Source organism: Paraburkholderia sp. EG287B, from assembly GCF_040965595.1.
In the GTDB taxonomy this organism is placed as follows: domain Bacteria; phylum Pseudomonadota; class Gammaproteobacteria; order Burkholderiales; family Burkholderiaceae; genus Paraburkholderia.
In genome coordinates this window covers 280,700-292,994 of record NZ_JBFRCG010000006.1, presented here as the reverse complement: position 1 = coordinate 292,994, position 12,295 = coordinate 280,700, and the positions used below count along the sequence as shown (strand labels likewise).

General features: G+C 63.6%; 11 protein-coding genes. 10 read left to right on the top strand and 1 reads right to left on the bottom strand.

The features are described 5' to 3' along the window. The first annotated feature begins 3 nt into the window (after positions 1–3). From AB4Y40_RS12795 to AB4Y40_RS12775, 5 genes are all read left to right on the top strand, one after another. Positions 4–1,341, top strand: coding sequence for a GH1 family beta-glucosidase (locus tag AB4Y40_RS12795; RefSeq protein WP_368687984.1), 1,338 nt, complete (start codon positions 4–6; stop codon positions 1,339–1,341). Between the two features lie 96 nt (positions 1,342–1,437). Beyond that, positions 1,438–2,568 (top strand): ABC transporter ATP-binding protein, encoded by a 1,131-nt coding sequence (locus AB4Y40_RS12790; protein WP_368687983.1) that lies wholly within the window; start codon positions 1,438–1,440, stop codon positions 2,566–2,568. Positions 2,569–2,597: 29 nt separating this feature from the next. Next, positions 2,598–2,819 carry a hypothetical protein gene (locus AB4Y40_RS12785; RefSeq protein ID WP_368687982.1) on the top strand — a complete coding sequence of 74 codons (222 nt, stop codon included), beginning with the start codon at positions 2,598–2,600 and terminating at the stop codon, positions 2,817–2,819. Between the two features lie 688 nt (positions 2,820–3,507). Continuing rightward, positions 3,508–3,738 (top strand): type II toxin-antitoxin system Phd/YefM family antitoxin, encoded by a 231-nt coding sequence (locus tag AB4Y40_RS12780; RefSeq protein ID WP_368687981.1) that lies wholly within the window; start codon positions 3,508–3,510, stop codon positions 3,736–3,738. Further along, on the top strand, positions 3,738–4,127 hold the full coding sequence (locus tag AB4Y40_RS12775) for a type II toxin-antitoxin system VapC family toxin (RefSeq protein ID WP_201695153.1): 390 nt from the start codon (positions 3,738–3,740) through the stop codon (positions 4,125–4,127). Before AB4Y40_RS12780 ends, AB4Y40_RS12775 begins: the two co-directional genes overlap by 1 nt. On the opposite strand, the gene AB4Y40_RS12770 is transcribed toward AB4Y40_RS12775, so the two are convergent. After that, on the bottom strand, positions 4,106–5,155 hold the full coding sequence (locus AB4Y40_RS12770) for a LacI family DNA-binding transcriptional regulator (RefSeq protein WP_069262205.1): 1,050 nt from the start codon (positions 5,153–5,155) through the stop codon (positions 4,106–4,108). The two genes, AB4Y40_RS12775 and AB4Y40_RS12770, sit on opposite strands and share 22 nt — an antisense overlap. Before the next feature lie 312 nt (positions 5,156–5,467). On the opposite strand from AB4Y40_RS12770, the gene AB4Y40_RS12765 reads away from it, so the two are divergent. The 5 genes from AB4Y40_RS12765 to AB4Y40_RS12745 all read left to right on the top strand — a co-directional run bounded on the left by AB4Y40_RS12765 (position 5,468) and on the right by AB4Y40_RS12745 (position 12,267). Beyond that, positions 5,468–6,763 carry an extracellular solute-binding protein gene (locus AB4Y40_RS12765; protein ID WP_368687980.1) on the top strand — a complete coding sequence of 432 codons (1,296 nt, stop codon included), beginning with the start codon at positions 5,468–5,470 and terminating at the stop codon, positions 6,761–6,763. A 60-nt stretch (positions 6,764–6,823) separates the two neighbouring features. After that, positions 6,824–7,741, top strand: coding sequence for a carbohydrate ABC transporter permease (locus AB4Y40_RS12760; protein WP_256094494.1), 918 nt, complete (start codon positions 6,824–6,826; stop codon positions 7,739–7,741). Positions 7,742–7,744: 3 nt separating this feature from the next. Beyond that, positions 7,745–8,575: a carbohydrate ABC transporter permease gene (locus AB4Y40_RS12755; protein ID WP_368687979.1), complete on the top strand. Its 831-nt coding sequence runs from the start codon at positions 7,745–7,747 to the stop codon at positions 8,573–8,575. A gap of 45 nt (positions 8,576–8,620) precedes the next feature. Next, complete coding sequence (locus AB4Y40_RS12750; protein WP_368687978.1) at positions 8,621–9,751, top strand: ABC transporter ATP-binding protein; 1,131 nt, start codon at positions 8,621–8,623, stop codon at positions 9,749–9,751. 107 nt (positions 9,752–9,858) lie between these two features. Then, positions 9,859–12,267 carry a glycoside hydrolase family 3 N-terminal domain-containing protein gene (locus AB4Y40_RS12745; protein WP_368687977.1) on the top strand — a complete coding sequence of 803 codons (2,409 nt, stop codon included), beginning with the start codon at positions 9,859–9,861 and terminating at the stop codon, positions 12,265–12,267. The last annotated feature ends 28 nt before the right edge of the window (positions 12,268–12,295 follow it).

Here is a 12,295-nt window from a genome sequence, read left to right as displayed (position 1 = left end):
GTTATGTCGACGTTTCAATTCAAGGAAAACTTCGTCTGGGGCGTGGCCACCAGCTCGTATCAGATCGAAGGCGCGGCCCGTGAGGACGGCCGTGGCGAGTCGATCTGGGACACGTTCTGCCGCGTGCCCGGCAAGGTCGTGAAAGGCGAGAGCGGCGACGTGGCCTGCGATCACTACCATCGCCTCGAAGAGGATCTCGATCTGATGGCACAAATGGGCGTCAATGCCTATCGCTTTTCGATTGCGTGGCCGCGCGTGCAGCCGGATGGTCGCGGCGCATACAACGAAAAGGGCCTCGCGTTCTACGAGCGTCTGGTCGACGGCCTGCTCGAGCGCGGCATCCAGCCGTTCGCGACGCTGTATCACTGGGACCTGCCGCAAGCATTGCAGACGGCGCAGAACGGCTGGGAAAGCCGCGATACGGCGTATCGTTTCGCCGACTACGCGCGCAAGATCGGCAACTTGCTGGGCGACCGCGTGGCTTCGATCGCCACGCACAACGAGCCCTGGTGCACCGCATGGCTCGGCAACGCGACGGGCTACTTCGCGCCGGGCAACGCCGATCTGAAGAAGGCGGCGCACGTGGCGCATCATCTCCTGCTTTCGCACGGCCTGGCCGTTCAGGCCATGCGCGCCGACGGCGTGAAGGCGCCGCTCGGCATCGTGCTCAACCAGTCGCCGGCACACGGCGCGACCGACGCGCCTGAAGACCTCGCTGCCGCTTCGCTCGAATACGCGAAGTTCGTGCTCTGGTACATGGACCCGATCTTCAAGGGCGAATATCCGGCCGAAGCGCTGCAATGGTATGGCGCGAACGGCCCGCAAGAGGTGATCCGCGAAGGCGACTTCGACATCATCGGCACGCCGCTCGACTTCCTCGGCATCAACTACTACACGCGTATCTTCGCGAGCGCTTCAGGCAACAAGCGTCCGCCGGGCGTGCACGGCTTCACGGACATGGACTGGGAAGTCTATCCGGAAGGCCTGACCGAACTGCTCACAAAACTCAATGCCGAGTACACGCTGCCGCCGATTTTCATCACCGAGAACGGCTGCGCGTCGAAAGACGTGCTCGAAAACGGCCGCGTGCAGGACACCGACCGCATCCGCTTCCTCGATCTGCACCTGGCTGCACTGTCCGAAGCCGCACGACAGGGCGTGGACGTGGCCGGCTATTTCGCATGGAGCATGCTGGACAACTTCGAGTGGGCGTCCGGTTACGACAAGCGCTTCGGCATGGTGTACGTCGACTACGAGACCCAGAAGCGCACGCTGAAGGACAGCGCGCACTGGTATAGCGAGGTGATCGCGGAGCATGCCGCGGCCGAGGCCGCACGCTAACGCGGGCACACAGACAGCACCGTAACCCGCGCGAAGAGGGCAGACACGCCTGTCTCGCGCGGGACGGCAAGCAAGAGCACCAAGGAGGACGTAACAATGGGCGAACTCGTATTGCGCAACGTCGTGAAGACGTATGGCGAAGGTCCGCAGATCATTCAGGGCATCGATCTTCATATTCCCGACGGACAGTTCACGGTATTCGTTGGGCCGTCGGGTTGCGGGAAGTCGACCATGCTGCGCATGATCGCCGGGCTCGAGGAAGTGAGCGGTGGCGACATTCTGATCGACGGCATACGCGTGAACGATCTGCAGCCGGTGGATCGCGGCGTGTCGATGGTGTTCCAGAGCTATGCGCTCTATCCGCATATGACGGTTGCGGAGAACATGGGCTTTTCGCTGAAGCTCTCGGGCAAGTCGAAGCGCGAAGTGCGCGAGGTCGTGGGCCGCGCTGCCGAAATCCTGCAGATCACGCACCTGCTCGAGCGCAAGCCCAAGGCGCTCTCGGGCGGCCAGCGGCAGCGCGTTGCGATTGGCCGCGCGATCGTGCGCAAGCCGCGCGTGTTTCTGTTCGACGAGCCGCTGTCGAATCTCGATGCGACGCTGCGCGTGCAGATGCGCATCGAACTCGCGAAGCTGCACCGCGAACTCGGCACGACGATGATTTACGTCACCCACGATCAGGTCGAGGCGATGACGCTCGGCGAGCAGATCGTGGTGTTCAACAAGGGGAACATCGAGCAGACGGGCGCGCCGCTCGATCTGTACGACCGGCCCGCGAACCGTTTTGTCGGCGGTTTTATCGGCTCGCCGCAAATGAACATGCTCGCCGCCACCGTCGTGTCGCAAAACGGCGTGCAAACCGTCCTCGCGCTTGCGGGTGCGAGCCACCGCATCGCGTTGTCGGGCCGTCCGGATCGCGCACTCAACGGCGAATTGACCCTGGGCGTGCGCGCCGAGCATCTGAGCATCGGCTTCGCGGACGAAGGCATCGCCGCGCGCGTGGAGCTGGTCGAACATCTGGGTGACGTGTCGATCCTGCACGCGCGCCTCGACGGCATGGCGCACGCCATTGCGCTCAAGCTCGACAAGAAGGACGCGCAATACGAGCCGGGCGCGCGCGTGGGCATCAAGGTGGCCTCGTCCGCGGTCACGCTGTTCGATGCGAAGGGCGACGCGGTGGCGTTAGAGCGCCCCCAGGTGGGAGAGAACGTTCAAGCCGTCGTTTGACGTGCCGGTTTGGGTAGGGGAAGAGTGCCATGACGAACAAAGGGTCGAAGGACGATTTCGCGTCCGCTGCCAATGCGCGGAGCGGGCAGACCGCGACGTCAGGCGAAACGCGCGCCGTGACGGACAGGGAACGCGAGCCGCAACGCAACCGCCAGGAGAAATTGCGCGAGCCGTTGCATGCGTTCATCGTCCATTTCGACGCGGAGCCTTCGTCGAAGCCGCCGCCGGACGATCCGGACCAGCGAGTGTGACGATATGGGGGCAGGGATGATTATGAGTGTCGCGAAACGGCGTTACGACTTTTCTTACCGCCCATTTAACGTTAGCCGGAACGGTACTTTTTTGCAGTACCCTGTGGCCAGCTTTCCGGGCGCTCATGCCTTGCTGGGCCGGGATCCGGCGGGGTTTACGCGGACTCTGCGTCAATTCGCCAAGCCCAGGTAAACCACGCATGGCGGCGCCCGAAGCGGGCATTTAACATGAATTAACGTTAAGGGTAACGTTATTATGTTTCTGCTTAATCGACGGTCTGCAGCAAGGGCAATCACCTCCCTCAACGCTCCGCTTTCCTGCGGCAGCGTCCGTATCGGCAAGCGAAGCGTACGTCGCTACTCGCGCATATCCGCCGGCAAGCAACACATCCTGTTGTCGTGCCTCGCGGGTCGCCCGATCACAACTCGGGCTGCTTGACGGACATTCATCAGACAGACCGATTATATGAAAGCGCAAGGGCCGCGGGGCGGATTCGGGCGAAACATGTTACCGGTAAAAACCCGCAGTCCGTTGGTGCGAGATATACCGGTGCAGGGCGTAGTTCAGGTAGCAAACGGTTGGGCAACGCCGATAAAGAGCCATTGGGGTGCGAAGCGCAATTTCGTTGCGTGCGCAACGACCCGATGCAATAAAAATCCGATAGAATTTTGATGGGTGGAGAGCGTCATGGAAAAGCGAGTATCCAAAGCCATTTTCAAGTCCCGCGCCTGCGAGTTGTTCCGCCAGGTCGAAACGCTGGGCGAAACCGTCGTCGTGACGGATCGGGGACAACCCACCATTGAAATCCGGCCGTATCGCAGCAAGACGGAGAATCCGCTCGAGCTGCTGCGCGCGTCGATCACGCATTTCAATCTCAAGCACGCGCTTGCACCGGTTCCCGCCGAGCAGGAAGACTAATGATCACGCTCGACACGCTTGCGCTCGTGTGCTGGCTCGGCAGGCAGAAAGCGCTGAGTCAGGCCGCGCACGATGCGATCGACCGTGAACTGGACGGCGGCGAGATCCTCATTTCAGCCATCAGCGCGCTGGAAATCGCGGAGTTCGTGAAGGCGGGCAGCCTGGGGCTTTCCATGGATGCCCGTAGCTGGCTCTCCACGTTTCTGAAGCTGGATGGCGTGCGCCTGATTCCGGTCGATTCCGAAATTGCGTTCCGGGCGGCGACGCTGCCGCCCGCGCTCACCTCGCATCAGAGGCTGATCGTCGCGACCGCCCGCACGCACGGCGGCGCGCTCGTGACCTCCGATGCGAAGGTGCGCGCCTCGACTTACGTCGAAACGATCTGGTGACGCGAGCGGCGGTGGCGCGCTCGCACCGGTCCGGTCGAGTCGCGCACCACCAGCTCGGCAGGCAGCGTGATGCGCTGCGAAGCGGCGTCGATGCCGGCGATCTGCGCGAGCAGCGTATTGACCGCCGAACGCGCCATTTGCTGGAACGGCTGGCGAATCGTAGTGAGGGCAGGATGAAACTGCTCGGACATGGGAATGTCGTCGAACCCGATCACGGAGATGTCGTCGGGCACGCGCAAGCCCGCTTCCCTGACCGCGGCGATCACGCCGAACGCGCTCTGGTCGTTGGCCGTGAAGATCGCGGTGGGCGGATCGGGGAGATTGAGCAGGTCGAACGTGACGTCGAACGCCATCATTTGCGAGAGATCGCCGGCGGCGACCAGCGCGTCTTCACGCGGCAGGCCGAGCTTGGCGAGCGTGTCGCGATAGCCGCGCTGGCGGTCGCGTACGCCTTCGATGGTTTCGTCGCCGGCGAGAAACGCAATGCGCTTGTGGCCGAGTTCCGCGAGATGCTCGACCGCGAGACAGGCGCCACCGTAATTGTCGACGGATACCGAAGGAAAGCCCGTGAGCGTGCCGCGCTGATCGACCACCACCACCGGCACTTTGGCCGTGGCGAGGGCTTCGAGGCAGAGCGATTCGCGCGGCAGGATGGCGAGAATGCCGTCGGAAAATTGCTGGATCAACCCGAGCAGGTCGTGATGCGTATGGCGGTCTTCGTCGAACACGGTGTACACGAGCATTTCCATGCCCGCGCCGCGTGCCGCGCGGCCCGCGCCGAGCACCAGCTCGCTGGAGAACTGCGTGTCGAGCGTGGGCGTGATGATGCCGATGATGCCGTTGCGCCCGCCGGAGAGTTTCTGGGCGGTGCGGTTCACGACATAGCCGATGTCCGAAGCGATTCTCAGTACTTCGTCGCGCGTTTCGCGCGACACGCCCGGGCGTCCGTTGAGCGCGCGCGACGCGGTCATCTGCGACACCCCGGCAAGCTTGGCGACGTGCTCAAGCGTTGGAGTTTGCCTTGCCATGCGTGGTGTGGGCTTACGAGAGGTCATGTCTGCGAAGACTCGCTCGTGACTCGCTGGTTACTCCGCGGATGGGTCGCTCGTCACGTTAGCGATACCGTTTATGTGCCGGCTATTCTAGCAGATGCGGGCTTGTTCAACCGTTGGCGCGCGTACCAACCTGGCGCGGAGCGCAAGCTCGGACGGGCGCTCACCAGGAAAATCCCGCATAGCCGTAGTTCAGCTCCCGGCTTAACATCCACTAACGTTAAGGCTAACGTTAAACCCGCAGATAACTCAGGTAGCTCTCAATATTCCTAAAGAGGGGACACAAACATGGCGTACCCAGGTTTCTCCAAGGCGCGGGCGATTGTCGGCGCCACGGCACTGCTGTTTTCACTGTCTGCAGTCGTTTCGAACGCCGTCGCGGCGGAATCGAAAACCATCACGGTATGGGATCAGCAGACCAATGCGTCGTCGAGCAAGATCATCCGTGACGCTTCGGACCGCTTCGAGAAGACCGATCCGGGCTACAAGGTCGAGAATTCGCACGTCCTTAACGAGGCGTACAAGACGAAGCTGAAGGTGGCGTTCGGCGCGAACCAGCCGCCGTGCGTGTTCGAGAACTGGGGCGGCGGCGGCCTGCAGGAATATGTGAAATCCGGTCAGATCGTCGACCTCACGCCGTACCTGAACAAGGACCCGGCGTATCGCAACCGCTTCATGCAGTCGTCGTGGAGCGTCACGACGTTCGGCGGCAAGACCTACGGTGTCGCTGCCGAAAACGCGGCGGCCGCGGTGATCTTCTACAACAAGGAAGTCTTCAAGAAGTACGGCATCACGCCGCCCAAGACGTGGGATGAGCTGATGCACGTCGTCGATGTGCTGAAGCAGCACAACGTGGCAGCGTTCTCGCTTGCGAACAAGAACAAGTGGACGGGCTCGATGTACTACATGTACCTCGTCGACCGTATTGGCGGTCCGCAAGTGGTGAGCGACGCGATCGCAGGCAAGGGCAAGGGCTTTGAAGATCCGGCGTTCATCGAAGCCGGCAAGCGCATTCAGGAGCTCGTGAAGGCGGGCGCGTTCGCGCCGGGCATCAACGGTCTCGACTATGACTCGGGTGCGTCGCGCCGTCTGCTGTATACGGGCAAGGCCGCGATGGAACTGATGGGCGCCTGGGAAGCTTCGACGATCGCGAACGAAAATCCGACGTTCTCGAAGGATCTCGACTTCTTCCCGTTCCCGAGCGTGCCGGGCGGCAAGGGCGACCCGCGCGACCTGATCGGCACGGTGGGCGATGGCTTCCTGAGCATCTCGACCGAGTGCAAGACGCCGGAAGCCGCATTCAAGCTGATCCAGTCGCTGACCGACGACCAGGCGATGCAGGCACGCGCGTCGGATGACCACAAGCTTCCGCCGGTCAACAACGTCAAGATCGACGATCCGTTCACGCAGCGTCTGCAGCAACTGCTTGCGGCGGCGCCGAGCGTGCAGCTCTGGTACGACCAGGCTCTGCCGCCGGCGTTGGGCGAACTGCACAAGGACACGACGCAGGCGCTGTTCGGTCTGTCGGTGACGCCTGAGGCGGCCGCGCAGCAAATGGAAGCCGCTTCGAAGAAGGGCGGTTGATCTCCAGCACTCAGGAAAAGTCCGGCTGGCGCCGCAAGGCGCCGGCCGGCAGACAAGCTCGTGAATATTGCACTTTCCGCTACACCCGAACGCCGGCTGAAGCTCTCCTCGCAAACGCTCGTCACGGTCGTGTTCCTCGCGCCGGCGCTGCTGCTGCTGGCCGTGTTCCTGCTTTATCCGCTCGTTTCCAGCTTGCGGCTGTCGCTGCTCGACTGGAATGGTCTCGGCAATACGGCCCGCTATACGGGGCTCGCGAACTGGGCGCGGCTCGCCCATGACACGGTGTTCTGGCAATCGCTCAAGAACAACGTGATTCTCGCGCTCGCCTCGATCGTCATTCAGCTTCCTGTCGCGCTCGCGCTCGCCGTGCTGCTGGAAAAGGCCGGCCGTGGCTCGCGCGTGCTCAAGGTTCTCTATTTTCTGCCGCTGCTCATGTCGAGCGTGGCGATCGGCGTGCTGTTCAAGCAGATCTACGATCCGAACTTCGGACCCCTGAACGTAGCGCTGCAGGCGTTCGGGCTCGATGGCCTCGCGAAGGACTGGCTGGGCGACCCGCACTTCTCGCTGGGCGCGACCATCGCCGTGATCATCTGGCAGAACGCGCCTTTCTACATGATTCTGTTCCTCGCCGGCCTCTCGTCGATGCCGGCCGAGGTCAACGAGGCGGCGCTGCTCGACGGCGCTTCCGAGTGGACCATCTTCTGGCGCATCAAGCTGCCGCACCTGCAAGGCACGGTGCGCACGGCCGTGATCCTTTCCGTGCTCGGCTCGCTGCGTTACTTCGATCTCGTCTTCGTCATGACCGGCGGCGGCCCCGAGGGCTCGTCCGAGGTGATGGCCACCTACATGTATCGCACGGTGTTCAGTTCGTTCCAGCTCGGCTACGGCAGCACCATCGGCTCGGCGATGTTCCTGATCGTCATCGCAGTGGCGGCGGTGTCGATGTACTTCACGCGCCGCTATGCAACCGAGGTCTGAAGCATGATCAAGAAATTTCGCTTTCCCCGCGTGACGATTCCGATCCTCGCGCTGATCTGGCTGGCCGTCACCACGGTGCCGTTCATCTTCATGGTGGTGTCGAGCTTCAAGAGCCAGGAAGAGACCTTCACGACTTCAGTGTGGGCGCCGCCGAGCCACATTTACTGGGGCAATTACGCGGCCGTGCTGAAGGGGCCGTTCTTCACGTATTTCCGTAACAGCCTGTTCACGGTGGGTGTGTCGGTTGCGCTGATCGTCGTCATCAGCGCGATGGCGGCCTATGTGTTCGCACGCATGCGCTTCAGGCTGAACAAGCTGCTCTTCGGCCTCGTGGTCGCGGGCATGATCGTGCCGCTGCATGCGACACTGGTGCCGATCTATCTGCTCACGCGCAACCTCGGCCTCTACGACACGCAGTTCGCGCTGCTCGGCCCGTATGTGGCGCTCAGCCTGCCGGTGTCCATCTTCATCCTGACCGAGTTCATGCGGCAGATTCCGCGCGAGCTCGAAGAAGCCGCGCAGCTCGACGGCTGCAGCCCGTTCCGCATTTTCTGGCGTATCTTCTTCCCGCTTTCGGGACCGGGGCTCGCCACGGTGGCGATCTTCAACGGCATTGGTCTCTGGAACGAGTTCATCTTCGCGTACATGCTCACGTCGACGTCCGAGCACCGTACGCTGCCCCTCGCGATCTGGGATTTCATGGGGCAATACGCGTCGAACATACCCTCGATGCTGTCCGTTCTCGTGCTCACGTCGCTGCCGTTGATCGTCGCCTACGCGTTCGGTCAGGAGCGCGTGATCAAGGGGATGATGGCCGGCTCGCTGAAGGGCTGATTCAGGTCTGATTCGCACCGCTAACCGAACTTCGCATAAATCGATATGGCAAGCATTTCCCTCAATAACGTACAGAAGGCCTACGCGAGCGGCAACGCCGTGATCCGCGACGCCAACCTCGAAGTCGGCAAGAACGAGTTCTGCGTGTTCCTCGGCCCGTCGGGCTGCGGCAAGTCCACGCTGCTGCGCATGATCGCCGGACTCGAATCGATCACCGACGGCGAACTGCGCATCGACGGCGAACGGATGAACGAGGTCGAACCCGCGAAGCGCAAGGTCGCGATGGTGTTCCAGAACTACGCGCTCTATCCGCATATGAGCGTGTACGAGAACATGGCATTCGGTCTGCGTCAGGCGAAGATCGACAAGGCCGTCATCGACAAGAAGGTGCGCAGCGCCGCCGCGGCGCTGCAGCTCGATAGCTATCTCGAACGCCGCCCCGCAGCGCTTTCCGGCGGCCAGCGCCAGCGCGTGGCGATTGGGCGCGCGATCGTGCGCGAGCCGGGCGTGTTCCTGTTCGACGAGCCGCTGTCGAATCTCGATGCGGCGCTGCGCGTGCAGACGCGCACCGAGATTGCGCGTCTGCATCGCGAGTTCAGCGAGGCGAGCGCCGTGTATGTGACGCACGATCAGGTCGAAGCCATGGCGCTGGCCGATCGCATCGTGCTCCTGCAGGCCGGCGATCACATGGAGCGCCACGGCAGCGTCGCGCAGGTGGGGGCGCCACTCGATCTGTATCACCATCCGAAGAGCCGCTTCGTCGCGGGCTTCATCGGCTCGCCGAAGATGAACTTCTTCGCGGGCACGGTGGTGGGCGGCGACGATGGCGGCGTGGACATCGACCTGCAAAGCGGCGAGCGCGTGCGTGCGCGCGTGGACGGCGCGCGTGCGCGCGCCGGCATGAAGGTGACGCTCGGTGTACGGCCGGAGCATCTGCGTGTGGCCGGCGATGCGCGCAACGAACAGACGCTGGCGTGCCGCGTGAAGCTCGTCGAACACATGGGCGAGCACAGCTACATCCACGCGGCGCAGACGGGGCCCGGCGCGACGACATTGATCGCCAAGGTGCCCGGCGACAGCGCGTTGACGCACGATGAAGTGGTCAAGCTCGCGCTGCCGGCCGAGGCATGCCACGTGTTCGACGATCACGATATGGCGCTGCGTCGTCTCATCTAAGCCGGGCGCGGCTTTCGCCGCGCGACCGCGCAACGCCATTTTCAAAAGCACAACTAAACGGACGGCGAGAAAAAACGCCGTCTCGTGCAATACCAGGGAGTGAAGCAATGTCGCTTGAACACACCACCGAGATTCCGCTTTACCGCCGCTCCGACGCACCGACGGCGCAGCGCGTGACCGACCTGCTCGCGCGCATGACGCTCGATGAAAAGATTGCCCAGCTTCACGCCGCGTGGCTGGTGCTTTCGGCCGACGGCGAGCACAAGGCGCGCAGTATCGACTTCGCGCAAAGCGCCAACAGCCTCACGGTGAACCAGATTCTCGAACACGGTCTTGGGCAGATCACGCGTCCGCTCGGGACCCACACGGTCGATCCCAAAGAGGGCGTGCGCGCGCTCAACGAGCTGCAGCGCAAGATGGTCGAAGACACGCGCCTGGGCATTCCCGTCATGTCGCACGAGGAATGCCTCGTGGGCCTGATGATCAAGGACGCCACGCTGTTTCCCTCGCCGCTGAACTACGCGGCGACGTGGAACCCGAATCTCGTGGGCGAAGTGGGGCGCATCATCGGCGAGCAGGCACGCTCGATCGGCTGCCACCAGGGCCTGGCTCCCGTGCTCGATGTGTCGCGCGATCCGCGCTGGGGCCGCACCGAGGAAACGCTCGGCGAAGATCCGTATCTGGTGGGCGTGCTCGCGTGTCACTACGTGAACGGTCTGCAAGGCGAGCGGCGTGACGTGCTCGCCACGCTCAAGCACTTCGTCGGCCACTCAGCGAGCGAAGGCGCCCGCAATCATGCGCCCGTGCATGTCGGACCGCGCGAGTTGAACGACGTGTTTCTGCTGCCGTTCGAAATGGCGGTCAAGCTCGCGCACGCGGGCTCGATCATGCCCGCGTACCACGATATCGACGGCGTGCCCTGCCATGCGGACCGCACGCTGCTGCACGATACGCTGCGCGAGAAGTGGGGTTTCGAGGGGCTCGTCGTTGCGGACTATGCTGCTGTCGACCTGCTCTACAGCCATCATGCGGTAGCGCACGACAGCGCGTCGGCGGCGGCGCTCGCGTTCAATTCGGGACTCGACGTCGAGTTGCCGGGCCACGAGTGCGCGGTCCATCTGAAAGAAGCGCTCGATCGCGGCGAGATCACCGAAGCGACGATCGACACCGCGGTGTCGCGCGTGTTGAGCACCAAGTTCCGCCTCGGCCTGTTCGAGAATCCGTATGTGGACCCCGAGCGCGTGGACGTGAAGGGCACGGCGGCGGCCGATACCGCGTATCAGGTCGCGCTCGAATCGGCGGTGCTGCTGCGCAATGAAGGCGGCGTGCTGCCGTTGAACGCCAACGGCGCGGAAAAAATCGCGGTGATCGGTCCGACCGCCGACGACCCGCTCGCGCTGCTCGCCGGCTACAGCTTCCCGGTGCACCTCATCAACTCGGGCGAGCAGTCGGTCGCTTCGATCGCCACGCCGCTGGGCGCATTGCGCGAGGTGCTGGGCGAGTCGCGCGTGCTGCATGCCAAGGGTTGCGACATCATCAAGACCCGCCGTGCGGGCGCGCCGGTTTTCCCGGGCGACGTGTCGCTCGACCTGAGCGCCGCTGCCAACCGCGACGACCTGATCAGCAAGGATACCGAAGCGATCCCCGACGCGGTCGAAGCCGCGCGCAAGGCGGACGTGGCTGTCGTGTTCGTCGGCGATCTGGCGGGCTTGTTCCAGTCCGGTACGGTGGGCGAAGGCTCCGATACGGACAGCCTGGAACTTCCGGGCGTGCAACTGGAATTGCTCAAGGCCGTGGTCGAGAGCGGCACGCCGACGGTCGTCGTGATGACGGGCGGCCGGCCGTACAACCTGGGCGGCCTCGAAGATCGCATCGCCGCGCAGATCATGGCGTTTGCGCCGGGCGAGCGCGGCGCCGAGGCGCTTGCCGATCTGCTGGTGGGGCGCGCCGGGTTCAGCGGCCGTCTGCCGCTCTCCGTGCCGAAGAGCGCAGGCGCGGTGCCGTATGTGTACAACCATCGCCTCAAGAGCGCGGGCACGCCGATCGCCTACCACTTCGGCAGCCGCTATCCGTTTGGTTTCGGCCTCGGCTACACGCAGTTCCGTTACGGTGATCTCGCGGTGGCGCAAGGCGAAGTGCCGCTCGAAGACGGCACCGTCGAACTGAGCTTCACGGTCGAGAACATCGGCTCGCGCGACGGCACGGAAGTCGTGCAGATCTACGTGCGCGACCAGCACGCGTCGACGGCGCGGCCGGTGCGCGAACTCAAGGCGTTTGCACGCGTGCCGCTCGCGGCAGGCGCGCGCACTCGCGTGAACGTGAAGCTGCCCGTCGATCTGTTCAATTTCACCGACGCACGCGGCGAGCGCATCGTCGAACCGGGCAAGTTCGATCTGATGGTGGGCAGTTCGAGCCGCGACATCCATCTGAGCGGTACGGTCACGGTGGTGGGCAATGCCACGCGCACGCTCCCGCGCGACTGGCGCATGCTGAGCGCCGTCGAGGTCGTCTCGTAAGCGAAAGGGAAGCGGCAGGTCAGGGCGG